Genomic DNA, 24,703 nt, shown 5'->3' on the forward strand with positions numbered 1-24,703 from the left:
TCCGGCAGAAGGGCTCCCACACCATGACCGTCATGACCGCCATCGCCGAGGGCCGCGAGGGAGACCACGCGCTGGCCGCGGGAATCGCCGAGGCCCGGCTGCTGGGCACCGATCTGGTACTGGTCAATCTGCGTCTGTCGGCGCTGGACCGCTCCGGGGTGCCCGAGGACCCGAAGATCACGATCGTCGAGCGCAGCGGCCCCGGTGACCGCGACCCGGTCGACGCCGTTCTGGACGAGATCGAGGCCCGGCCCGACGTCGACCGGCTGGTCATCGGCCTCCGCCGGCGCTCGCCGGTGGGCAAGGCACTGCTGGGCAGTGTGAGCCAGCGGCTGCTGCTGGAGAGCCCCGTCCCCGTCGTCGCGGTCAAGCCCCCGGCCTGACCGGGCCCCGCCGTCAGGACCCTTCCCGATGCACACGAGGAGACCGGCGAACCCCAGGTCAGGCGCCCGGTCTGGACGTGAACGTCGAGTCCCGCACCACCAGCTCCGGCTGGAGCACGATCCGCCGGTGCTGGTGGGTGGCGGCCTCGTCGCCGGTCTCCTCGATCAGCAGCTCGGCCGCCGTACGCCCCATCCGGAACGCCGGCTGACGCACCGACGTCAGCGGCACGGCGGCCGCCGCGGCGAACTCGATGTCGTCGTAGCCCACGAGCGCCACCTCCCCCGGCACCGACACCCCGGCCGCGAAGAGGGCCTGGAGCACCCCAAGCGCCAGCAGGTCATTGGCGCAGAACACCGCCGTCGGCCGCGGGGAGATCCCCAGCAGCCGGGCGCCCGCGTCGCGGCCCGAGGCCACATCCAGCCGCTCGGCCTCGATGTGCACCATCGCCTCCTCCGACAGCCCCGCCTCGGCGAACGCGCTGAGCAGCCCGGTGCGCCGGTCCTGGCACTGCGGAAGCAGCATCGGGCCGCTGACGTAGACCGCGGAGCGGTGGCCCTGGGCGATGAGATGGCGCCCGGCGAGCGCGCCGCCCTCGATGTCGTCGACCGACACCGAGCAGCCGTCGGAGCTGGGCACCTCGCGGTCCACGAAGACGAACGGGATGTCGTGGCGCCGGAAGCCCTCCAGGTTGGCGCCGGTGACATCGGCCGGGGTGACGAGCACCCCGCGCACCCGGTGCTCGGCGAACAGGCTGAGGTAGTCGGCCTCCTCCTCGGGGCTCTGCGCGCTGTTGCACACCATCACCCCAAGACCCGCCTCCCGCGCCGCACGCTCCGCGCCGCTCGCCACGTCCACGAAGAACGGGTTCGCCATGTCCAGCACCAGCAGCGAGATGATGCGGCTGCGCCCGGCGCGCAGCTGGCGCGCGGACTCCTGGCGTACGTAGCCCAGGCGCTCGATCACGGCCTGTACCCGGTCGCGCGTGGCCTCGGCGACCATCTCGGGCCGGTTGATCACGTTCGAGACGGTTCCGACCGACACTCCCGCCTGCCGCGCGACGTCCTTGATCCCCACCATGCGTCCCACGACCCGGGCCTCCGCCTTCCCGCGACCCACCGCGGTCGCGGGAACATGGTAGTGCGCTGTTCGACCGGTCGGGCAGGACCGGGCCGCCGCGGGCCTGGGCCCCGGCCCCGGCCCCGGCTCAGCCTCGGGCCCCGCTCAGCCTCGGGAGCGCACCAGGCTCGATCCGCGCACGACGAGCTCGGGCTGGAGGACGATCTGCTGGTGGCGGTGGTCCCCGGCCCGCTCCCCGGTCTCCTCGATCAGCAGCTCGGCCGCCGTACGCCCCATCCGGAACGCCGGCTGACGCACCGACGTCAGCGGCACCGCGGCCGCCGCCGCGAACTCGATGTCGTCGTACCCCACCAGCGCCACCTCCCCCGGCACCGACACCCCGGCCCCGTACAGCGCCTGGAGCACCCCCAGCGCCAGCAGGTCATTGGCGCAGAACACCGCCGTCGGGCGCGGGGACATGCCCAGCAGCCGGGCCCCCGCGTCCCGGCCGCAGGTCACATCCAGCCGGTCCACCTCGACATGGCGCAGCGCGGACTCGCCGAGCCCCCGCTCGTGCAGGGCTCGCAGCGCGCCCTCGCGGCGGTCGCGGCACTGGGCCAGCCGCATCGGCCCGCTGACATAGGCGAGGGAGGAGTGGCCGAGGCCCAGGAGGTGGCGGGCGGCGAGCTCGCCGCCGGTGACGTCGTCGACCGACACCGAACACCCCTCGGCGCTGGGCAGCACCCGGTCCACGAGGACGAAGGGGATGGGCTGCCGCCGGAAGGAGGCGAGGTTGCGCCCGGTCATATCTGCCGGGGTCATCAGCACCCCGCGCACCCGCTGCTCGGCGAAGAGCCCGAGGTAGTCGGCCTCCTCCTCCGGGCTCTGCGCGCTGTTGCACACCATCACCCCAAGACCCGCCTCCCGCGCCGCACGCTCCGCGCCCCGCGCGACGTCCACGAAGAACGGGTTCGCCATGTCCAGCACCAGCAGCGCGATGATGCGGCTGTGGCCCGCCCGCAGCTGGCGCGCGGACTCCTGGCGTACATAGCCCAGGCGCTCGATGGTGGACAGCACCCGGGCCCGGGTCTCCTCGGACACCGAGTCCGGGCGGTTGATGACGTTGGAGACCGTGCCGACCGAGACCCCGGCCTCGCGCGCCACCTCCTTGATGCCCACGCCTGGCGCCATCGTCAGGAGGGGAGGGTGAAGTCGACGACGCGGAGGGCGGAGGGTGTGGTGCCGCTGGACTTCCGCTGGTACATGAACGACAGGACGCCGTCCTGGGCGAGCCGGGTGTCGTCCACGACGACCTCGCCGAAGGCGTTCAGACCGCCGCCGTCGTAGACGGTCTTCCAGTCCGTCCAGCCCGAGGACTTGGACGCGGCCACGATCCGGCCGTACGGCATCACGGCGTAGGCGTTGTCGTAAGCGTCGAAGACCAGGTGGCTGCGCTGGGTGGAGCCGGGGGCCACCGGGATCTCGGTCTTCTTCCAGGCGCCCGCCGAGTCCTTGAAGACGTGGAAGGTACGGCCGTTCTTCGTCCGGTCGGCCACGTAGTCGGTGGTGCACTGCCCGAAGCGGCCGGGGACATAGCTGATCAGGGCGTGGGGCGCGCCCGCGGAGTCGGTGGCCTGGCTCTCCTGGTTCATCAGCGAGTGGTCGGGGTTGAGGGGGTCGACGACCGTTCCGGCGTCGCCGACCGCCACCGTGTCCGAGCCACCGGTGGTGCCGACGACGGCGCCCGCCGCGGTGCGCCAGGTGCGGCCCCGGTCGGAGCTGTAGACATAGCCGGTGTCGTGGTTGGTGAGCCCGCCGCTCGCGCACATCACCGCGTTGTTCTGCTCGCGCCAGGTGTAGAAGGCGTGCAGCCGGCCGTCTGGCCCGTAGTCGATGCCGTGCAGATACATATTGCGGGCCGTGCTGGAGCCGTGCTCGCTGCTGTAGGTGCCGGTGGCGGAGGACCACTCGCCGAGCGCCCGCCACTTGGTGCCGTCGTACTCGGCGAGCGCGTTGCGGCCGTTGCCGGAGACGCCGACGCGGTAGCTGAGCTGGAGCCTGCCCTCGGGGGTGGCGATGAACTGGGGGTAGGTGAACTGGGAGGTGAGCGCGAGGCCGTCGAGGGTGGTCTGGACGGCGCCGAACCGGCCGGTGGTCCAGGGGTGTCCGGCGGGGTCGTCCACCAGCCCGGCCACCGACTTCACGGAGAAGAAGCCGCTGCTGTGGGAGTCCATGTTCAGGTGCAGCCGACCGTCGGTCCGCGAGATCCCCATGGAGATGACGTTGTGGGAGTCGTCGGCGGTGAGCCGGTGCGGCAGGGTGACGGTCTGCCAGCTCTGCCGGGTGAGTGCGCGGCGCCCGATGACCGCGCTGCGGTCGGCGGTGTACCAGGCGGCGTACTGATAGCCCTTGTAGGTGAGCAGCCCGTTCTTCTGGAAGGCGTTGTTGTTGACCAGGCCGTCGTACGAGACGAAGTAGACGGCCTTGGGGTCGAGTTGGGTGTCGGCGAGCTGGCGCACGGCCGGGCCGGGGGCGGCGACGGAACCCGCGCCTGTGCTCGTGTCCGCGTTCGCGCCCGGGGTTGCGGCGGCTAGCAGGGCGGTGGCCAGGACGGCGATGGGCGGTGGTCTCATGTCCGTTCCTTTCCTGGTGCGTTTGTGGGGGGCGGAGCGAGCTTCTGTCCCCGCCCCGCCCCTTCCCGAACCAAGGGCTCCGCCCCTGGACCCCGTGAATTCCGGGGGCACCCCCGCCCCCGCCCGTTAAGCGCGGCGCCGTCGTGGCTGGTCGCGCCCACGCGGCGGAGCCGCACATCGGCACAGCCCCGCGCCCCTTTGGGGCGCTGCTGGCCGCCCGCTCCGCCGCGTCCCGCGGCTACGCGAGGTGGAAGACCTCCGTGAGCGGCTTCATCGCCTCGTCCGGTTTCGCGCCGTCGAGCGCCTCGAAGAACGGTGCCATCTCGGCCTGCCAGCGGGCGTTGACCTCCGTGGCGGCCATCGCCGCCTGGGCCGCCTCGAAGTCCTCGGTCTCCAGATAGCCGACGAGCAGCCCGTCCTCGCGCAGGAAGAGCGAGTAGTTGTGCCAGCCGCTCTCCGCGAGTGCCGCCCGCATCTCGGGCCAGACGGCCGCGTGCCGCTCGCGGTACTCCTCGATCCGGTCCTGGCGGACCTTCAGCAGAAAACACACCCGCCGCATCGCCGACCGCCCGCCTCAGAAGTGGTACTTGTCGATGTTGGACTTCTCGAAGACGGTGGGCGGGCCGAGGATGACCTCGCCGTTCTTGCCGACCGTGTACTCGCCCAGCTTCCCGGCCTTGAACTTCTCGCCCTCGGCCCCGGTGATCTGGCCGGAGGCGAGTGCGGCCGCGGCGTACGAACCGAGGTAGCCGAGCTTCTTGGGGTCCCAGAGCGCGAACTGCTCCACGGTGCCGTCCTTGACGTACTTGCGCATCTGGTTGGGCGTGCCGAGGCCGTTCAGCACCACCTTGCCCTCGTACGAGGAGCCGCTGATGTAGCGGGCGGCCGCGGCGATACCGACCGTGGTGGGCGCGATGATGCCCTTGAGCTTGGGGTACGCCTTGAGCAGGCCCTGGGTCTCCTGGAAGGACTTCTGGTCGTCGTCGTCCCCGTACACCGTCTTGACCAGCTTCATGTTCTTGTAGGCGGGCTTGCTCAGCTCGTCCTTCATGAAGCGGATCCAGGTGTTCTGGTTGGTGGCGTTCTGGGTGGCGGAGAGGATCGCGATCTGGCCCTTGTAGTCGAGCTGCTTGGCGAGGTGCTGGACCTGGCTGCGGCCGATCTCCTCGGAGCTGGCCTGGTTGATGAAGAGCTGGCGGCAGGCCGGGGCGGTGTCGGAGTCGTACGCCACCACCTTGATGTCCTTCTTCATCGCCTGCTTGAGCGGGCCGCACACCGCGTTGGGGTCGTTGGCCGCGATCAGGATGGCGTCCTGGCGCTGCTGGACGAGGGTGTTGATGTACGACACCTGGGAGGAGGCGCTGGCGTCGGACGGGCCGACCTCCTTGCCCTTGCCGCCGAACTCCCCGGCAGCCGTGATCCCCGCCTCGTCGATGATCTTCTCGTAGGGGTTGTTGATCTGCTTGGGCAGGAAGGCCAGCTTGAGGCCCTTCTTCAGGGGGGCGCCGGGGTCGGCCTTGGCGTCGGTCTTGGCGGGGCCGCCGTTGTCGCTGTCCTTCTTGGTGGTGCCGCCACAGCCGGCCAGGGCCACGGCCAGGGCACAGACCGCGGCGGCGGTGGCGACGCGGGTGCGCGCGCGAGAGCGCTGGATCATGAGAGGACCTTTCGCGGTGCGTGGGTGGATCAGCTGGTCGAGGCGGCGGCGCGCCGGTGACGCCAGGCGCTCACGGTGGTGATGAGGCGGGGGGTGAGGACGGAGGCCACCAGCAGCAGCCCGGTGACGATCACCTGGACCTCGTTGGCCACGTCGTTGAGGGTCAGCAGGTTCTTCAGGACGCCGATGAGCAGCACCCCGGCGACGGCGCCGAACAGTGTGCCCTTGCCACCGTCGAAGTCGACGCCGCCCAGCAGGACGGAGGCGATGACGAGCATTTCGAAGCCCTGGCCGTTGTCGGCCCGCGCGCTGCCGTACCGCAGGGTGAACACGACCCCCGCGAAGGCCGAGATCAGCCCGCTGACCACGAACAGCAGCAGCTTGAGGCGCTTGACGCGGATGCCCGCGAAGTACGCGGCGTCCTCCTGGGCGCCGATGGCGAACAGCGACCGGCCCACGCCCGTGGCGTGCAGCACCACGGCGGCGATGGCGGCCAGCACGATGAACAGCGTCACCGGATAGGTGAGGAAGGTGCCGGGCACGGTGGTGGTGTCCACGGCCCACTTGGCGTACGTCTCGGGGAAGTCGGTGATCGCGCCTGCGCCGAGCACCACCGAGGCCAGCCCCCGGTAGAGCGCGAGCGTCCCGATGGTGACGGCGAGCGAGGGGAGCCCGACCCGGGTGACCAGCCAGCCGTTGAGCAACCCGCCGGCCACCCCGACCAGCAGCACGATCGGCACGATGGTCTCGAACGCCCAGCCCGCGTCCCACAGTTGGCCGGTGAGCGCGCTGGACAGGCCGAGCATGGAGGCCACCGACAGATCCACCTGCCCGGCCACCACCAGCAGTGTCATCGGCAGCGCCATCAGCGCCACCTCGGCGATGTCGTTGAAGGCGAAGGCGAGGTTGTCGCGGCTGGCGAAGCCGTCCGTGGTGCCGAGTCCGGTGAGGAAGACGGCCACCAGCAGCACCCCGACGGCGGTGTCCCACCTGAGCTTCATCGTGTGCTCCTCTTCCTCAGCGCGCGGGTCATGCGCACCCGTACGATCCGGTCCACGCTGATGGCCGCCAGCAGCAGCGCACCGGCGATGGCGTCCTGCCAGAAGGAGTCGACCTTCAGCACGGCCAGGGCGCTGCCGATGGTGGTGAGCAGCAGCGCGCCCAGCGCCGCGCCCCACACCGTGCCGGTGCCGCCGACGATGGCGACGCCACCGACCACCACCGCGCTGACCACGGTGAGTTCCCAGCCGTGGGCGTTGTCGGCGACGACGGTGCCGAAACGGGCCAGCCACAGCGCGCCCCCGAAGCCCGAGACCGCGCCGGAGAACACATACGCGGCCAGCACCCGGCGCCGGATCGGCACCCCGGCCAGCCGGGCGGCCTCCGGGCTGGAACCGATGGCGTACAGCTCACGGCCGCCGCGGTAGGTGCGCAGGACATACGCGGTCCCGGCGAGCACCACGAAGGCGATCAGCGGGAGATACGGGATGCCCAGCACGCTGCCGCTGCCGAGGTCCAGCACGGACTCCGGCACATCGGCGGCATTGATCTGCTCGCCTTGCGCCCACCAGTAGTCGACGCCCTGGATGATGTAGAGCATTCCGAGGGTCACCACCAGCGCGGGCACCCGTCCGAAGCTCACCAGCGCACCGCTGACGATGCCGCAGCCCGCGCCGACGAGGAGGCCGAGAGCCAGGACCGTCAGCGCCCCGTGGTCGGTGCCGGAGACGAACTTCCCGCAGGCGAAGGCGGACAGGCCCACCACGGAGCCGACCGACAGATCGATGTTGCGGGTGATGACCACGACCGACTGTCCGACCGCGAGCAGCACCAGGATGGCGGCGTTGAGCAGCAGGTCCTTGATGCCCTGGTCGTCGAGGAAGCGCGGTTCGGCGATCCAGGTGAACAGCACCAGCAGCACGAGGGCCCCGGCGATGCTGATCTCCCGCGCGCGGAAGACGGCGTCGACGAGCGAGCGGGCCGAGCGTGCCGCCTCCGGCGCGGTGGCGGGCTTGTCGGGTTTCTCGATGGTCACGCTCACGTGCGGGTCCCTTCTGCGGTGGCGCCGTCGGCGCCGGTGGGCCCGGTGGCGTGGGGGTGCCCGCTCGCGCCGGTGGCGTCGGTACGCCCGCTCGCGCCCGTGTCACCGCTGGCGTCGGTACGCCCGGTCGCGGCGGTGGCGCCTGTGCGCCTGCTCGCGGCGGTGGCATCGGTACGCCCGCTCGCGCCCGTGTCACCGCTGGCGTCGGTACGCCCGGTCGCGGCGGTGGCGCCTGTGCGCTTGCTCGCGACAGTGGCATCGGTGGGCCCGGTCGCGGCGGCCTCGCCGGGGAGCGCGGTCGCGGCGGCCTCACCGGCGACACCAGCGCCTTCGGCGCCACCCGTGAGCCCGGTCGCGGCGGCCATCACCGACTCCTCGGTGGCCTCGGCGCGCGGGATCTCGGCCACCAGCCGGCCCTCGTGCATCACCAGGACCCGGTCGGCCATGCCCAGCACCTCGGGCAGATCGGAGGAGATCATCAGCACCGCGAGCCCGTCGGCGGCCAGCGACGACAGCAGCCGGTGCACCTCGGCCTTGGTGCCGACGTCGATCCCGCGCGTGGGCTCGTCCACGATGAGCACCGTGGGCTCGGTCGCCAGCCACTTGGCGAGCACGACCTTCTGCTGATTGCCGCCGGAGAGCACCCCGACGTGGTCGGCGAGGCTGCCGTACTTCAGCTGGAGCCGGACCGCCCAGTCGGCGGCGCGGCCGCGCTCCAGCGCCCGTTTCACCAGCCCCGCGCGGCCCAGCCGGTCCAGGCCGGTCAGCCCGATGTTCCGCTCGATGGACATCTCCATCACCAGCCCCCGCTGGCGCCGGTCCTCGGGGACGAGCGCGAGCCCGGCGTCCATGGCGGCGGTCGGCGAACCGGGCCGCAGCACCTCCCCGCCGACCCGCACCTCGCCCGCGTCCGCCCGGTCCACGCCGAACACGGCCTGGGCGACCTCGGTGCGCCCGGCGCCGACCAGCCCGGCGAGCGCGACGATCTCACCGCGCCGCACCTCGAAGGAGACGTCCCGGAAGACGCCCTCACGGGTCAGCCGGCGCACCGCGAGCGCGGTCTCGCCGACCCGGCTGTCCTGCTTGGGGTAGAGCTCGGCCAGGTCCCGGCCGACCATGCGGCGGACCAGGGCGTCCTGGGTGAGCCCGGCCAGCGGCTCGGAGGCCACCAACCGGCCGTCCCGCAGGGTGGTGACCCGCTGGCAGAGCTCGAAGATCTCCTCCAGGCGGTGGGAGATGAACAGCACGGCGGCGCCCTCGGCGCGCAGCGTCTCGACGACCGAGAAGAGCCGGGCGGTCTCGCTCCCGGTGAGCGCCGCCGTCGGCTCGTCCATGATCAGCACTCGGGCGTCGAAGGAGAGCGCCTTGGCGATCTCGACGATCTGCTGGTCGGCGATGGACAGGCCCCTGGCGGGCCGGTCCGGGTCGAGTTCGACGCCGAGCCGTGCCATCAGGGCGGCGGTGGAGGTCCGTACGGCCTTGTGGTCGATCCGGCCGAGGGCCCGGCGGGGCTGACGGCCCATGACGATGTTCTCGGCGATGGACAGATCGGGGAAGAGCGTCGGCTCCTGGTAGATGACGGCGGTGCCGACGTCACGGGCGCCGGCGGGGCCGTGGAAGACCACCGGTTCGCCGTCCAGCAGCACCCGGCCGGAGTCGGGCCGGTGCACCCCGGCAAGGATCTTGATGAGCGTCGACTTGCCCGCCCCGTTCTCACCGGCCAGGGCATGGGCCTCACCGGCGAAGAGCTCGAGCGAGACGTCCCGGAGGGCCCGTACGGCGCCGAAGGATTTGTTCACCCCCTCGAGGGCGAGGACCGGCACACCGGTCGAAGCAGGCTGGCTCACGGAGTCTCCTGACGCGTACGCAGGGGCAACAAATGAAATGTTTCAATGCCGGATTCCGGGAAGCTAGCCGCGCCCTATGCGGCCGTCAAGGGGGTGTGCACGGGATATACCCACATCTCCCCAGCCCCCTTGACGCGCGCTGAGCCCCGGCCCTACGGTCCATGCGCCTTGGGTTGAATCGTTTTCATCGGTCGTTCCCATCCAGTCGTCCCTGGAGGAAGCCCATGATCAGCAGACGCCACCTGCTCGCCACCACCGCCGCCACCGGTACGGCCCTCACGGGTCTGCCCGCCCTCACCCCGTCCGCCACCGCCGAGGAACGCCCCGGCGCGGGGCTGCGGGTCCGGAGCACCACGGTGGAGTACGCACCCCACCCGCTCGGCCTCGACACCGCCCGCCCCCGGCTGAGCTGGATCCTCGACTCGGACGCCCGCGACCAGCTCCAGAGCGCGTACCACATCCGGGTCGCCACCTCCCCCGACCGGCTCGGCGAGCCGGACGTCTGGGACAGCGGCAGGACGGCATCGCGCCAGTCGGTCCTGGTCCCCTACGACGGCCCGGCCCTGCGTCCGCGCACCCGCTACCACTGGTCGGTGCGGGTCTGGGACGGCCAGGGCCGCCCCTCCCCGTGGTCCGCCCCCGCCTGGTGGGAGACCGGGCTGATCAACTCCGGTCAGTGGCAGGCCCGTTGGGTCGCCGCGCCCGCCGCGCTGACCGCGCCGCCGTCCCTGGAGGGCGCCTCCTGGATCTGGTTCCCCGAGGGGGATCCGGCCACCGAGGCCCCGGCGGCCACCCGGTGGTTCCGTACCACCGTCCACGCCCCGGGCAGCGTCCGCCGCGCCCGGCTGGTGGTGGCGGCCGACGACGGCTTCACCGCCCAGGTGAACGGCACCGAGGTCGCCGCCCGTGAGGCGGTGGGCGTCCTCAAGGCATGGAGCCATCCGGTCACCGTCGACGTCACCGAATTCCTCGACGAGGGCGCCGCCACCCTCGCCGTCGCGGCCACCAACGCCGAGAAGGGCCCGGCGGGGCTGCTGGCCACCCTGGAGCTCACCACCGAGGACGGCACCACCCATCACCACACGGACGCCACCTGGCGCACGACCGCCACCGAACCCCCCGCCGCCTGGGCGGACCCGGACTACGACGACAGCGGCTGGGCCACCGCCAAGGAACTGGCGGCCTGGGGCGGCGGGCCCTGGGGCAAAGTGCTCCCGCTCCAGTCCCCCGCCCAGCTGCGCCGCACCTTCCGGCTCACCAAGCCCGTGGCGCGCGCCCGGCTCTACTCCACGGCGCTGGGCCTCTACGAAGCCCACCTCAACGGCGTCCGCGTGGGCCGCGACCAGCTGGCGCCCGGCTGGACCGACTACCGCAAGCGCGTGGCGTACCAGACCTACGACGTCACCGACGCCCTCCGCCGTGGGACGAACGCCCTCGGGGTGACCCTCGCCCCCGGCTGGTACGCCGGGAACATCGCCTGGTTCGGCCAGACCCAGTACGGCGACCACCCCGCCCTGCTCGCCCAGCTGGAGGTCACGTACACCGACGGCAGCACCGAGCGCATCACCACCGACCAGCAGTGGCGGGCGGCCACCGGCCCGCTGCTCACCGCCGACCTGCTGATGGGCGAGGAGTACGACGCCCGCGCGGAGACCCCCGGCTGGACCTCACCGGGCTTCGACGACACCGGCTGGCAGCCCGCCGTCACGGCCTCGGACATCACCGCCGAGGTGGTGGCCCAGACCGACGCCCCGACCCGGGTGGAACGCGAGATCAAGCCGGTCAAGGTCACCGAACCCGCCCCCGGTGTCCACCTCTTCGACCTGGGCCAGAACATGGTCGGCAGCGTCCGCCTCACGGTCTCCGGCCCGGCCGGCCACAAGGTCCGGATCCGCCACGCCGAGGTGCTGGGCCCGGACGGCACCGCCTACACGGCCAATCTGCGCACCGCCCGCCCCGTCGACACCTACACCCTCAAGGGCGGTGGCCGGGAGACCTACGAGCCGCGCTTCACCTTCCACGGCTTCCGCTACGTCGAGGTCACGGGCTACCCCGGAACGCCCTCCCTCGACGCGATCACCGGCCGGGTGATGCACACCGCAGCCCCGTTCACCCTGTCGTTCCACACCGACTCGGCGATGCTCAACCAGCTGCACTCCAACATCACCTGGGGTCTGCGGGGCAACTTCCTGTCCATCCCCACCGACACCCCGGCACGGGACGAACGGCTCGGCTGGACCGGCGACATCAACGTGTTCTCCAGCACCGCCGCGTACACCATGGAGTCCGCCCGCTTCCTCACCAAGTGGCTCCAGGACCTGCGTGACGGCCAGACCGACGAGGGCTCCTACCCCGATGTGGCGCCGCACCTCGGCGACGTCGGCAACGGCGTGGCGGGCTGGGGCGACGCCGGGGTGACCGTGCCCTGGAACCTCTACCAGGCGTACGGCGACACCGAGGTGCTGCGCGAGAACTGGCCCGCCATGCGGCGCTGGATCAGCTATCTGGAGCGGCACAGCACCGACCTGCTGCGGCCCGCCGAGGGCTACGGCGACTGGCTCAGCGTCGAGGCGGACACCCCCAAGGACGTCATCGCCACCGCCTACTTCGCCCACGTCACCGACCTCGTCGCCCGCACCGCACACGTCCTGGGCGAGGACCCGGCCCCGTACGAAGACCTCCTGACCCGTATCAAGGCGGCCTTCAACCGCGCGTACGTCTCCGCCGACGGCAGGATCAAGGGCGACACCCAGACCGCGTACGTCCTGGCGCTCTCCATGGACCTGCTCCCGGCGAACCTCCGCACACCCGCGGCCGATCGCCTCGTCGCCCTCGTCAAGGACCGCGACTGGCATCTGTCCACCGGTTTCCTCGGCACCCCGCGGCTGCTTCCGACGCTCACCGAGACCGGTCACACCGACGTCGCGTACCGCCTGCTCCACCAGCGCACGTTCCCCTCCTGGGGCTACCAGATCGACCGGGGCGCGACCACGATGTGGGAGCGCTGGGACTCGATCAAGCCGGACGGGAGCTTCCAGGACGTCGGGATGAACTCGTTCAACCACTACGCCTACGGCTCGGTCGGCGAGTGGATGTACCAGAACATCACCGGGATCGCCCCGGCCGCGCCCGGCTTCCGCGAGATCCTCATCCGGCCCCGGCCCGGTGGCGAGGTGCGCTCCGCCGAGGGCCGCTACGACTCCCTCTACGGCCCGGTCACCACCCGCTGGTCGCAGGGCGGGGACAACGGCGGGGGCGGGGACAACGGCGGGGACTTCACCCTCACGGTGTCCATCCCCGTCAACACCACGGCCCAGATCTGGGTTCCGGCGCGCCGCGCGGCGGACGTGACCGCTCGCGGCGCCCGTCTGCTGCGCATGGCGGACGGCTGCGCGGTGTTCGCCGTGGGGTCGGGGACCCACCACTTCTTGACGCGTGGCCGACCGCGCGGCTAGGTTTCTTGAATCGTTTCATGAAGGAGATTCATGTCTGACGTTCCAGCCGTGAAGGCGGCCCTCAAGAGCCAGGCGGTCGAGACGCCGTCATGGGCGTACGGCAACTCCGGAACCCGCTTCAAGGTCTTCGCCCAGCCCGGCGTCCCGCGCACCCCCCAGGAGAAGCTGGACGACGCCGCCCAGGTGCACGCCTTCACCGGGGTCGCCCCCACGGTCGCCCTGCACATCCCCTGGGACGCGGTCGAGGACTACGGGGCGCTCGCCAAGTACGCGGAGGAACGCGGCCTGAAGCTGGGCGCCATCAACTCCAACGTCTTCCAGGACGACGACTACAAGCTGGGCTCGGTCACCCACCCCGACCCGGCGGTCCGCCGCAAGGCGCTGGGCCACCTCCTGGAGTGCGTCGACATCATGGACGCCACGGGCTCCCGCGACCTCAAGCTCTGGTTCTCCGACGGCACCAACTACCCCGGCCAGGACGACATCGCGGCCCGCCAGGACCGCCTCGCCGAGGCGCTGAGCGCGGTCTACGGGCGTCTCGGCGAGGAGCAGCGGATGCTGCTGGAGTACAAGTTCTTCGAGCCCGCCTTCTACACCACGGACGTGCCGGACTGGGGCACCGCCTACGCCCACTGCCTCAAGCTGGGCCCCAAGGCCCAGGTCTGCGTGGACACCGGCCACCACGCGCCCGGCACCAACATCGAGTTCATCGTCGCCCTGCTTCTGCGCGAGGGGAAGCTCGGCGCCTTCGACTTCAACTCCCGCTTCTACGCCGACGACGACCTGATGGTGGGCGCCGCCGATCCCTTCCAGCTCTTCCGGATCATGTACGAGGTGGTCCGGGGCGGCGGGCTGACCTCGGGCGTGGCCTTCATGCTCGACCAGTGCCACAACATCGAGCCCAAGATCCCGGCGATCATCCGCTCCGTGATGAACGTCCAGGAGGCCACGGCCAAGGCCCTCCTGGTCGACCGCGACGCCCTCGCCACGGCTCAGCGCGAGGGCGATGTACTCGGCGCGAACGCGGTGTTGATGGACGCGTACAACACGGACGTACGGCCGCTGCTGGCCGAGGTCCGGGAGGAACTGGGCATCGCCCCGGACCCGATGGCGGCGTACCGGGCCTCGGGGTGGGCGGAGCGGATCGTGGCGGAGCGGGTGGGGGGAGAGCAGGCGGGGTGGGGTGCGTAACGCCTGGCGGCGCGCCTCCCCAAAACCGGGGGGCAAGCCCCCGGGCCCCTCTGGGGCTCCGCCCCAGCCCCCCGGGGCTTCAACGCAAGCCCCTGACCCCCTCGGGCGCGCCCACGCGGGGCGCGCTTTTCGTCACCGCAATTCGCTGAGACCGGTCCACACGCAGAGGACGACATGACCGCAGAACCGCATCCCGAGGCGGGCGCGCTGTTGGAGCGCTCGCACCGTCTGGGCGCCGACCCCCGCAATACCAACTACGCGGGGGGAAACACCTCCGCCAAGGGCACCGCGACCGATCCCGTCACGGGCCAGGACGTCGAGCTGATGTGGGTCAAGGGCTCCGGTGGCGATCTGGGGACCCTCACTCACTCCGGGCTCGCCGCGCTCCGGCTGGACCGCCTTCGTGCGCTCACCGGTGTCTACCCCGGGGTGGACCGCGAGGATGAGATGGTGGCGGCGTTCGACTACTGCCTGCACGGCAAGGGCGGGGCCGCGCCGTCCATCGACACCGCCATGCACGGTCTGGTGGACGCAGCCCATGTCGACCACCTCCACCCCGACTCCGGTATCGCCCTCGCCTGCGCGGCCGACGGCGAGGCGCTCACCAAGGAGTGTTTCGGCAACCAGGTCGTCTGGGTGCCCTGGCGCCGTCCCGGCTTCCAGCTGGGCCTGGACATCGCCGCCATCAAGAAGGCCAACCCGCAGGCCATCGGCTGCATCCTCGGCGGCCACGGCATCACCGCCTGGGGCGACACCTCCGACGTGTGCGAGGCGAACTCGCTCCGCATCATCCGCACGGCCGAGGAGTTCCTCACCGCACGCGGCAAGGCGGACCCGTTCGGCCCCGTCATCCACCCCACCCTCCCCGAGGCCGAACGCCGCGCCCGTGCCGCCGCCCTGGCCCCCGTGCTCCGAGGACTGGCCTCCACGGACCGCCCCCAGGTGGGCGACTTCACGGACGACGACACCGTCCTGGACTTCCTCTCCCGCGCCGAACACCCCCGCCTGGCGGCTCTCGGCACCTCCTGCCCGGACCACTTCCTCCGTACCAAGGTCCGCCCCCTGGTCCTGGATCTCCCTCCGGACGCGCCCCTCGACGACGCGATCGTCCGACTCAAGGAACTCCACGCCGCGTACCGCACCGACTACGCGGCCTACTACGAACGCCACGCCACCCCTGACTCCCCGCCCATGCGCGGCGCGGATCCCGCCATCGTGCTGATCCCCGGCGTCGGGATGTTCAGCTACGGCAAGGACAAGCAAACGGCCCGCGTGGCAGGCGAGTTCTACGTCAACGCGATCAACGTCATGCGCGGCGCCGAAGCGGTTTCCGCCTACTCCCCCATCGAGGAGTCGGAGAAGTTCCGCATCGAGTACTGGGCACTCGAAGAAGCCAAGCTCCAGCGCATGCCCAAGCCGAAGCCCCTCGCCACCCGCATCGCCCTGGTGACCGGCGCCGGGTCCGGCATCGGCAAGGCGATCGCCCACCGCCTCGTGGCCGAGGGCGCATGCGTCGTCGTCGCGGACATCAACGCGGAATCGGCGCAGGCCGTGGCCCAGGAGCTGGGCGGCCCGGACAAGGCCACGGCCGTCGCCGCCGACGTCACCTCGGAAGACCAGATCAAGGCGGCGTTCGATCAGGCGGCGCTGGACTTCGGCGGCGTGGACATCCTCGTCAACAACGCCGGGATCAGCATCTCCAAGCCGCTCCTCGACACCACCACCGCCGACTGGGACCTTCAGCACACCATCATGGCGCGGGGCAGTTTCCTGGCCTCCCGCGAAGCGGCCCGCGTATTCACAGCCCAGAACATGGGCGGCGACATCGTGTACATCACCTCCAAGAACGCCGTGTTCGCGGGCCCGAACAACATCGCCTACTCCGCGTCCAAGGCCGACCAGGCCCACCAAGTCCGCCTCCTGGCAGCCGAATTGGGCGAGCACGGCATCCGCGTCAACGGCGTGAACCCCGACGGCGTCGTCCAAGGCTCCGGAATCTTCGCGGGCGGCTGGGGCGCACAGCGCGCGGCCGTGTACGGCGTCCCCGAGGAGAAGCTGGGCGAGTTCTACGCCCAACGCACCCTGCTCAAGCGCGAAGTGCTCCCCTCCCACGTGGCGAACGCCGTCTTCGCCCTCATTGGCGGCGACCTGACGCACACCACGGGTCTGCACATCCCGGTCGACGCCGGCGTCGCGGCGGCGTTCCTGCGCTGACACGCGCGTGAGGGGGACGGGGTCGGAGGGGCCCCGCCCCGGAGGCCCCGGCCCCCGCCCGTACGAACCACGGCAACCACCACGCACCCCACCACCCACCACCCACCACGAGGTCCACGTGCCCACCACAGAACACCGCTTCGCCGCCGTAGACCTCGGCGCCTCCAGCGGCCGCGTCATCGTCGGGGAGGTCGCCCCCGATCGGCTGACCCTCCACGAGGCGCACCGCTTCCCCAACCAGCCAACCCGGGTCCTGGGCACCCTGCACTGGGACATCCTGTCGCTCCACCAGGGCGTCCTGAACGGCCTCAAGGCAGCTGCCGTGCATACGGGCGACACCCTGACCAGCATCGGCATCGACACCTGGGCCGTGGACTACGGCCTGCTCGCCACCGACGGCACCCTGCTCGCCAACCCCGTCCACTACCGCGACACCCGCACCACCGGCGCCGCCGAAAAGGTCGCGGCCACGCTCCCGCCCCCAGCCCTCTACGCCGCCACCGGCATCCAGCACCTCCCCTTCAACACCATCTACCAGCTCATCGCGGCGCAAGGCACCCCCACCCTCACCGCCGCCCACCGCCTCCTCCTCATCCCCGACCTCATCTCGTACTGGCTGACCGGCGAGCCCGGCACCGAACTGACCAACGCCTCCACCACCCAGCTGATCGACCCCCGCACCCGCGACTGGGCCACTCCGGTGGCGAAGGCGCTGGGCATCGACCTGTCGCTCTTCCCTCCCCTCCGCCACCCGGGCGACCCCGCCGGAACCCTGCGCCAGGACGTTCTCACCGAGACGGGCCTCGCCCGCCCCCTCCCCGTGACCGCCGTCGGCTCGCACGACACCGCGTCCGCCGTCGTCGGCGTACCGGCCACCACGCCCGACTTCGCGTACATCGCCACCGGCACCTGGTCCCTCGCGGGACTCGAACTGGACGCGCCCGTGCTCACGGAGGAGAGCCGCGCGGCCAACTTCACCAATGAGCTGGGTGTGGACGGCACGGTCCGCTATCTGCGCAACATCATGGGCCTGTGGATGCTCCAGGAGTGCATCCGCGCCTGGGACACCGAAACCGCCCGCGCGGGCAATACGAGCACCACAGCCCTCACCGCCCTACTCCAAGCCGCAGCCCAAGCCACCTCCCTCCGCTCAGTCGTGGACGCCGGCGACCCCGCCTTCATCGCCCCCCACCACATGCCCGACCGCATCGCCGACGCCTGCCGCCGCACCGGCCAGCCCATCCCCCGCACCCCCGCCGAGACCACCCGCTGCGTCCTGGACTCCCTCGCCCTGGCCCACCGCCGCGCGATCGAGGACGCCACCCGGCTGTCCGGCCGTACGGTCAGCGCCGTACACATCGTCGGCGGCGGTGTGCACAACACGCTGTTGTGCCAGCTCACCGCCGACGCCTGCGGCCTCCCCGTGATCGCGGGCCCGGCCGAGGCGGCGGCCCTCGGAAATGTACTGGTACAGGCGCGGACGGCCGGAGTGATCACCGGTGGCCTGCCCGAGTTGCGCGCCCTGCTTCACAGCACCCAGCCTCTGAGGCAGTATGAGCCCACAGGTGATCATTCGGCGTGGGACCGGGCAGCCGCCCGGCTCGGAGACGCATCGGTCACAAGGGCCGCCACCGGCCAGGGCGACGAGGAGGAACCGTGCGCGTAGCGCTCTTCATCACCTGCGTCAACGACACCCTCTATCCGCGCACCGGCCAAGCCGTGGTCACGCTCCTCGAGCGGCTCGGCGTGGAAGTCGGCTTCCCGGAGGCGCAGAGCTGCTGCGGCCAGCCGCAGTTCAACACCGGCTACCGGCATGAGACCGAACCGCTGATGCGCCGCTACGCCACGGCGTTCCGCGACTACGAATACGTGGTGACCCCCTCGGGGTCATGCGCGGCGATGGTGCGGGACAACTACCCCCGGATGGGCGCGAAGGCCGCCGCCGAGGGGCGGGGCCAGGAGCTCGCGAACGTGGCGGCCGAGGCGGTCCCCAAGACGTACGAACTCACCGAATTCCTCACGGACGTCCTGAAGGTCACGGATGTCGGCGCGTACTACCCGCACACCGTGACCTACCACCCCACCTGCCACGGGCTGCGGATGCTGAAGCTCGGCGACCGCCCGCGCTCGCTCCTCGCCGCCGTGAAGGGGCTGAACCTGGTGGAGCTGCCGGGCGCCGAGGAGTGCTGTGGTTTCGGCGGTACGTTCGCCGTCAAGAACGCGGCGGTCTCGGCGGCCATGGGGGCGGACAAGGCCCGCAACATCACGGCGACCGGCGCCGAGGCCGTGTGCACCCTCGACAACTCCTGCCAGCTGCACATCGGCGGCACACTCGCCCGCCAGGGCTCCACGGTCCGCCCCGTCCACCTCGCCGAGATCCTGGCCAGCACGGAAGGAGACGTCTGGTGAGCGGAACCCACCAGGCCACCTACCTGGGGATGCCCGCCTTCCCCCAGGCGGCCAACGCCTCGACCCGGAACACCCATTTGCGTGCCAACCTCCGCCACGCCACCCACACCATCCGCGCCAAGCGTGCCACGGCCGTGGCCGAACTGGACGACTGGTCGCGGCTGCGCGCCGCGGGCGCGGCCATCAAGGACCGTACGCTGCGCCATCTCGACCAGTATCTGGAGCAGTTGGAGAGCGCGGTCACGGCGGCCGGCGGCCAAATCCACTGGGCGGCGGACGCCGACGAGGCGAACCGGATCGTCACCGAGCTGGTGCGGGCCACGGGCGAGCGCGAGGTCGTCAAGGTCAAGTCGATGGCCACGCAGGAGATCGGCCTGAACGGCGCGCTCGCCACGGCCGGGATCACCGCGTACGAGACCGATCTCGCCGAGCTGATCGTGCAGCTCGGCGACGACCTCCCGTCGCACATCCTGGTCCCGGCGATCCACCGCAACCGGGGTGAGATCCGGGACATCTTCACGGAGAAGATGTCGCAGTGGGGCCGCCCGGCCCCGGACGGGCTGACCGACGCGCCCGCCGACCTCGCCGAGGCCGCGCGGCTCCACCTCCGCGAGAAGTTCCTGAACGCCAAGGTGGGGATCTCCGGCGCCAACTTCATGGTCGCGGAGACCGGCACGCTCGTGGTCGTGGAATCCGAGGGCAACGGCCGGATGTGCCTGACCCTCCCCGAGACGCTGATCTCCGTCGTCGGCATCGAGAAGGTGGTCCCCACCTTCCAGGACCTGGAGGTCTTCCTCCAGCTGCTGCCGCGCTCCTCGACCGCCGAGCGGATGAACCCGTACACCTCCACCTGGACCGGCACCACGGACGCCGACGGTCCGCGCGCCTTCCACCTCGTCCTGCTCGACAACGGCCGCACCGACACCCTCGCCGACACCGTGGGCCGGCAGGCGCTGCGCTGCATCCGGTGCTCGGCGTGTCTCAATGTGTGCCCGGTGTACGAGCGGGCGGGCGGCCATGCGTACGGATCGGCGTACCCGGGGCCGATCGGCGCGATCCTCACCCCCCAACTGCGCGGCACCCAGAGCGAACTGGACGCCTCGCTCCCGTACGCCTCGTCCCTGTGCGGGGCGTGCTACGAGGTGTGCCCGGTCGCCATCGACATCCCGGAGATCCTGGTCCATCTGCGCGAGCGGGTGGTCGAGGGCGGCCCCGCCTCCGTCCGTGGCACCCGTACGGTCATCAAGCCCGCCAAGGGCCACGCCGCCGAGCGCGCCGCGATGCGCGCCGCCCGCTGGGCCCTGGACCACCCCCGGCTGCTGCGCACCGGCCAGCGGCTGGCCTCCCGCACCCGCCGCTTCCATCCGCGGCGGCTGCCCGGTCCGGGGCGGGCGTGGAGCGATACGCGGGAGCTGCCGAAGGTGCCGGAGGAGTCGTTCCGCGACTGGTGGCAACGCACCCGGGGCGGGAGCGGCACCGGGAGCGGCACGGAGGGAAGGAAGGACACCACATGACCCCGCGAGACCCCGGCTCCCGGAACCCCGGCGCGCACCACTCCGTCGCCCAGAGCCCCGCCGCCCAGAGCCCCGGCTCCCAGGGCCCGGACTCGCGCGCCCTGGTCATGGCCCGCATCCGCCGCGCCCTGGCCGATGTGCCACGCGCCGAGACACCCGGCGAGGTGCCGGTCGAGCGCACCTACCACCGCGTCCACGGCGACCGCAGCTCCGCGCAGACCGCGGACCTCCTCGCGGAGAACCTGGCCGACTACCGCGCGATCGTCCACCGCGCCGACACCCCGTCGTCCCCCGACACCCCGTCGTCCCTCCCGGCCCTGATCGCCCGCCTCCTCGCCGACCGCGGCGCGACCAGTGTGGCCGTACCCCCGGGCCTCCCCGCCTCATGGCTGTCCGCCGTCCCCGGCGCGGTGCGCCGGGTTCCGGACACGGCGGAGCTGACCCCGCACGACCTGGACGCGGTCTCCAGCGTGGTGACGGGCTGTGCGGTGGCCATCGCCGAGACCGGCACCGTGGTCCTCGACGCCGGCCCCGACCAGGGCCGTCGCCGCATCACCCTGGTGCCCGATCACCACATCTGCGTGATCCGCGTCACCGACCAGGTCGTGGGCTCCGTCCCCGAGGCGCTCGAACGCCTCGACCCGGCCCGCCCGTTGACCTGGATCTCGGGACCCTCCGCGACCAGCGACATCGAACTCGACCGCGTCGAAGGCGTCCATGGCCCCCGTACCCTCGAAGTGATCCTCACCGGGCCGGAATCCGCTGGTCAGAGCTGATGCAACGCCAGGGGAGCCCAGGAGGCATACCCCTGCCGTGGTGGGGCATATGCCACGGGGACATAGAGGGGAACACCTGCGCAGGGGATGCGGTCTTCCTCACATACCGCCGGTAACACCCCTGTTGGGCGGTTTACGCCGATGCCATTGTCGGTAGGGGCCTCTACTCTTGTGGTCATGCGTCCGACTCCTACTCACCAACCCGCCTTACTGACCAGCCCCGCCACCGACCAGGCCAACGAGGCGATACGCGTCTTTCTGCGGGCCCGGGCAGGCCGGGCACTGCGGCCTTCCGAGCGGGCCGAGTACAGCCGGTTGCTGAAGGTCTACACACGGGCGTTGCGCGGCGAGGTGGAAAAGGCCGCCTGAGCGGCACGGGGGCGATGCGCGCAACGGCCCGCGCCACCCACGAAGGTGAAAGCGGCCGACCACAGGTGAACATCGGGGGGACGCCATGCGGGCCGTGGGGAAGGTCGTCTTAGGGGCGCTGTCAGTGGGGCTCCTGGGGGTCGCCGGCTACGGCGGATACAACCTCTACTCGGGCGTGACCGGCGGCGACACCACCACGGCCCATGACGGTCCGGTGACCGGCGACGAGGCCCGGCGGACCGCGCGGGAGTTCCTGGACGCGTGGGCGGACGGCAATGACATGCTCGCCGCCGGGCTCACCAACGACGCCGAGTCGGCCATCGGCGCCCTCAGCGGCTACCGCGACGACGGGCATGTGAAGAAGGTGACGACCACCCCGGGCACGGCGCGGGGCACCACGGTCCCGTTCACCGTCAAGGCCGAAGTGGTCTTCGGCAAGGCCCGGTCCAGCTGGACCTACACCTCACGGCTGACCGTGGTGCGCGGCCGGACGACCAAGAAGCCGCTGGTCGACTGGAGGCCCTCCGTCCTCCACCCCAAGCTGGGCGCCGATGCGTCCGTACGGACGGATCTGGCGGACAATCCGCCGGTCCGGGTGCTGGACCGGGACGGCAAGGAGCTGCGGCAGGGCCGTTATCCCTCGCTCGACCCGGTGCTGATCGCGCTGCGCGCGAGATACGGCGCGGACGCGGGCGGAAAGGCCCGGGTGGAGGTCTCGGCGGTCAAGCCCGACGGGACCGCCGGGGCCACGCTCCATGTGGTGACGAAGGGCACCCCGGGCACGCTGCGCACGACTCTCGACGCCGGGGTGCAGAAGAGCGCGGAGCAGGCGGTGGCCACGCGCGACGGTGCCTCCGTGGTGGCGCTCAAGCCCAGCACCGGGGCGATCCTGGCGGTGGCCAACTCCGACCAGGCCGAGTTCAACGCCGCGTTGCAGGGGCAGACGGCGCCGGGGTCCACGTTCAAGATAGTCACCGCGGCCACGCTGCTGGAGGCCGGCAAGGTCAGCCCGAGCCGCCCGGTGCCGTGTCCGAAGACGGCGGCGTACGCACAAGGCATGATGTTCCACAACGTGGAGGACAGCGAGAACCCCGCCGCCACCTTCGCCCAGGACTTCGCGGCGTCCTGCAACACCGCGTTCGTATCGCTCGCCGGAGCGGTGCCCGATGGCGCGTTGGCCCAGGAGGCGCGGACCGTGTTCGGGCTCGGGCTGAACTGGCGGGTGGGGGTCACCACCTTCGACGGCGAGGTGCCGGGCGGAAGCGGCGACGCCAAGGCCGCGGCCATGATCGGCCAGGGCACGGTCCAGATGAATCCGCTCACCATCGCCTCGGTCACGGCCACCGCCCGGACGGGCACCTTCAGGCAGCCCGTCCTCGTACCGCGCTCCGTCGACCACCGGGAGATCGCCACCAGCGACCGCGGGCTCAGCCCGGCCACCGTCTCGCAGCTGAAGGCCATGATGCGGCTGACCGCGACCAGCGGCACCGCCGCCCGGGCGATGTCCGGGCTCACCGGGGACATCGGGGCCAAGACGGGTTCGGCCGAGATCGACGGCCAGCCCGAGACCAACGCCTGGTTCACCGCCTACCGGAACGATGTGGCGGCCGCCGCCGTGGTCACCGGCGGTGGGCACGGCGGGGATGCCGCCGGGCCCGTCGTCCGCGCGGTGCTCGACGCGGGCTGAGCCTTCCGCTCAGCTCTCCACGTCTGCCGTCCCCAGCTGCCCCGACGCTTCGTACAAGGGTTGGCCGAAGGGGTTGTCTATGGTCTGGCCCACACTCTAGCCTGGCGCGGCACCCGCGACACAGCAGCACCTGCCCGCACAGAGGGGATTCCGGCGTGAAGCGCACGTCCCGCGATATACGCACCGCCAACCGCTACGGGGTGCTGCGCCATATCGTGGCCCAATCCCCCGTCTCCCGGCAGGAGGTGGCCGCCGCCACCGAGCTGAGCCTGGCCACCGTGGCGAATCTCGTCGGGGAGCTGCTCGACCTCGGGATGCTGGTCGAGGTCGGCTACGAGGACTCCGACGGCGGCCGGCCGCGCGGACTGGTCGCGGTCAACCCAATGGGCGGCGCGCTGATCGGCGTGGATGTGGCGGAGACGTACATCCATGTCGAGCTGTTCGACCTGGCGCTGACCGTCCTGGCCCGCGCGGACGAGGAGTTGCGCCCGGAGGAGAACGACCCGGTCAAGGTGGTGGCGCATATCGCCGCCGCCGTGTCCTCGGTGGTCGAGCAGGCGGACGTGGCCGCGGACCGGGTGCTGGGCGTCGGCGTCAGCATGCCGGGCCAGGTGGACCGCGAGGGCGGGGTCTCGGTCTTCGCCCCCAACTGGGACTGGCATGACGTCCCGCTGCTGCGGCTGCTGGCCGAGCACATCCCCTACCCCCTCCACCTCGACAATCCGCTGCGCGCCTGCACGGTGGCCGAGCAGTGGTTCGGCGCGGCGCGTGGGCGGAACGACGCCGTGGTGGTCAACCTCGGTACGGGCGTGGGGGCCGGGCTGGCGCTCGGCGGCACCCTGCACCGCGGGGTCAGCAACAGCGCCGGGGAGTGGGGACACACCACCCTCATCCTGGACGGACGACAGTGCCACTGCGGCAACCAGGGCTGTGTGGAAACCTATGTCGGCGCCCCCGGCATCATGCGGAACCTGCGCGAGCTGAGCCCGGACAGCCCGCTGCTGCACCCGGACGACCAGACGGCCACCATCGAGGCGCTCGGCCGGGGCCTGGCGGAGGGCGATCCGGTGGCCGCGAAGGTCGTGCACACCACCGCGCGCTATCTCGGCGCCGCGCTCGCCGATCTGATCAATCTGCTCAACCCGGAGGTGATCGTGCTCAGCAGCTGGGTGGCGGCCGCCCTCGGTGAGCCGCTGCTCACCGAGGTGCGCGAGGCGGTGGCGGTGCGCGCGCTGCGCCGCCCGCTGGCGAACACCGAGATCGTGCTGTGCCCGATCCCGTCCAACTCCGTGAGCCTCGGCGCGGCGACCTTCGCCCTGGAGGGCTCGCTCGCGTCGGTGGGCCTGAAGAACCGCCGCACCACACCAAGGAACCGGGGCAACGCCTGAGGAACCGCGGCGCGGCCTTCGCGCCCCTTTCGTTCGACGCCTCGAACCGCCCGGCACCGCCCTGACGCGACGTCACCACCCTTAC

At 71.6% G+C, this 24,703-nt stretch carries 18 protein-coding genes and 1 pseudogene; 11 read left to right on the forward strand and 8 right to left on the reverse strand.

From position 1 onward, the window contains the following. Positions 1-32: 32 nt before the first annotated feature. Positions 33-383 carry a universal stress protein gene (locus KHP12_RS12215; RefSeq protein ID WP_244203333.1) on the forward strand — a complete coding sequence of 117 codons (351 nt, stop codon included), beginning with the start codon at positions 33-35 and terminating at the stop codon, positions 381-383. 58 nt (positions 384-441) lie between these two features. On the opposite strand, the gene KHP12_RS12220 is transcribed toward KHP12_RS12215, so the two are convergent. From KHP12_RS12220 to KHP12_RS12255, 8 genes and pseudogenes are all read right to left on the reverse strand, one after another. Beyond that, on the reverse strand, positions 442-1,461 hold the full coding sequence (locus tag KHP12_RS12220) for a LacI family DNA-binding transcriptional regulator (protein ID WP_086885407.1): 1,020 nt from the start codon (positions 1,459-1,461) through the stop codon (positions 442-444). A 144-nt stretch (positions 1,462-1,605) separates the two neighbouring features. Continuing rightward, positions 1,606-2,631: a LacI family DNA-binding transcriptional regulator gene (locus KHP12_RS12225; RefSeq protein WP_086885408.1), complete on the reverse strand. Its 1,026-nt coding sequence runs from the start codon at positions 2,629-2,631 to the stop codon at positions 1,606-1,608. A 2-nt stretch (positions 2,632-2,633) separates the two neighbouring features. Continuing rightward, complete coding sequence (locus KHP12_RS12230) at positions 2,634-4,073, reverse strand: BNR repeat-containing protein (protein ID WP_086885409.1); 1,440 nt, start codon at positions 4,071-4,073, stop codon at positions 2,634-2,636. 238 nt (positions 4,074-4,311) lie between these two features. Then, positions 4,312-4,632, reverse strand: a complete 321-nt coding sequence (locus tag KHP12_RS12235) for an L-rhamnose mutarotase (protein WP_086886032.1) — start codon at positions 4,630-4,632, stop codon at positions 4,312-4,314. A gap of 15 nt (positions 4,633-4,647) precedes the next feature. Beyond that, positions 4,648-5,727: a rhamnose ABC transporter substrate-binding protein gene (gene rhaS, locus KHP12_RS12240; RefSeq protein WP_086886031.1), complete on the reverse strand. Its 1,080-nt coding sequence runs from the start codon at positions 5,725-5,727 to the stop codon at positions 4,648-4,650. 29 nt (positions 5,728-5,756) lie between these two features. Continuing rightward, on the reverse strand, positions 5,757-6,728 hold the full coding sequence (locus KHP12_RS12245; RefSeq protein WP_211832937.1) for an ABC transporter permease: 972 nt from the start codon (positions 6,726-6,728) through the stop codon (positions 5,757-5,759). Then, entirely contained in the window at positions 6,725-7,768 is a 1,044-nt protein-coding gene (locus KHP12_RS12250) for an ABC transporter permease (RefSeq protein ID WP_086886029.1), read from the reverse strand. Before KHP12_RS12250 ends, KHP12_RS12245 begins: the two co-directional genes overlap by 4 nt. A 332-nt stretch (positions 7,769-8,100) precedes the next feature. Beyond that, positions 8,101-9,615 (reverse strand): annotated as a pseudogene (locus KHP12_RS12255) (sugar ABC transporter ATP-binding protein); the annotation flags it as partial. A gap of 224 nt (positions 9,616-9,839) precedes the next feature. Between KHP12_RS12255 and KHP12_RS12260 the strand changes: the two are divergent. The 10 genes from KHP12_RS12260 to KHP12_RS12305 all read left to right on the forward strand — a co-directional run bounded on the left by KHP12_RS12260 (position 9,840) and on the right by KHP12_RS12305 (position 24,618). After that, entirely contained in the window at positions 9,840-13,070 is a 3,231-nt protein-coding gene (locus KHP12_RS12260) for an alpha-L-rhamnosidase (protein ID WP_210610235.1), read from the forward strand. Positions 13,071-13,100: 30 nt separating this feature from the next. Then, positions 13,101-14,261: an L-rhamnose isomerase gene (gene rhaI / locus KHP12_RS12265; protein WP_210610233.1), complete on the forward strand. Its 1,161-nt coding sequence runs from the start codon at positions 13,101-13,103 to the stop codon at positions 14,259-14,261. A 174-nt stretch (positions 14,262-14,435) separates the two neighbouring features. Continuing rightward, entirely contained in the window at positions 14,436-16,475 is a 2,040-nt protein-coding gene (locus KHP12_RS12270; protein WP_211832938.1) for a bifunctional aldolase/short-chain dehydrogenase, read from the forward strand. A 118-nt stretch (positions 16,476-16,593) separates the two neighbouring features. Next, positions 16,594-18,141 (forward strand): rhamnulokinase, encoded by a 1,548-nt coding sequence (locus KHP12_RS12275; protein ID WP_211832939.1) that lies wholly within the window; start codon positions 16,594-16,596, stop codon positions 18,139-18,141. Then, on the forward strand, positions 18,132-18,884 hold the full coding sequence (locus tag KHP12_RS12280) for a (Fe-S)-binding protein (RefSeq protein WP_086880887.1): 753 nt from the start codon (positions 18,132-18,134) through the stop codon (positions 18,882-18,884). The genes KHP12_RS12275 and KHP12_RS12280 overlap by 10 nt, the downstream gene beginning before the upstream one ends. Positions 18,885-18,913: 29 nt before the next feature. Further along, positions 18,914-20,398 carry a lactate utilization protein B gene (locus KHP12_RS12285; protein WP_211834840.1) on the forward strand — a complete coding sequence of 495 codons (1,485 nt, stop codon included), beginning with the start codon at positions 18,914-18,916 and terminating at the stop codon, positions 20,396-20,398. A 107-nt stretch (positions 20,399-20,505) separates the two neighbouring features. Then, on the forward strand, positions 20,506-21,174 hold the full coding sequence (locus KHP12_RS12290; protein WP_244202662.1) for a LutC/YkgG family protein: 669 nt from the start codon (positions 20,506-20,508) through the stop codon (positions 21,172-21,174). A gap of 177 nt (positions 21,175-21,351) precedes the next feature. After that, the gene (locus KHP12_RS12295; protein WP_078559756.1) at positions 21,352-21,543 is read left to right on the forward strand and encodes a hypothetical protein; all 192 of its coding nucleotides are present in this window, start codon (positions 21,352-21,354) and stop codon (positions 21,541-21,543) included. Between the two features lie 85 nt (positions 21,544-21,628). Beyond that, positions 21,629-23,230 carry a penicillin-binding transpeptidase domain-containing protein gene (locus KHP12_RS12300; RefSeq protein ID WP_086880885.1) on the forward strand — a complete coding sequence of 534 codons (1,602 nt, stop codon included), beginning with the start codon at positions 21,629-21,631 and terminating at the stop codon, positions 23,228-23,230. Positions 23,231-23,385: 155 nt separating this feature from the next. After that, entirely contained in the window at positions 23,386-24,618 is a 1,233-nt protein-coding gene (locus tag KHP12_RS12305) for an ROK family transcriptional regulator (protein WP_086880884.1), read from the forward strand. The last annotated feature ends 85 nt before the right edge of the window (positions 24,619-24,703 follow it).

Origin of the sequence: Streptomyces asiaticus, from assembly GCF_018138715.1 — a bacterium.
In the GTDB taxonomy this organism is placed as follows: Bacteria; Actinomycetota; Actinomycetes; order Streptomycetales; family Streptomycetaceae; genus Streptomyces; species Streptomyces asiaticus.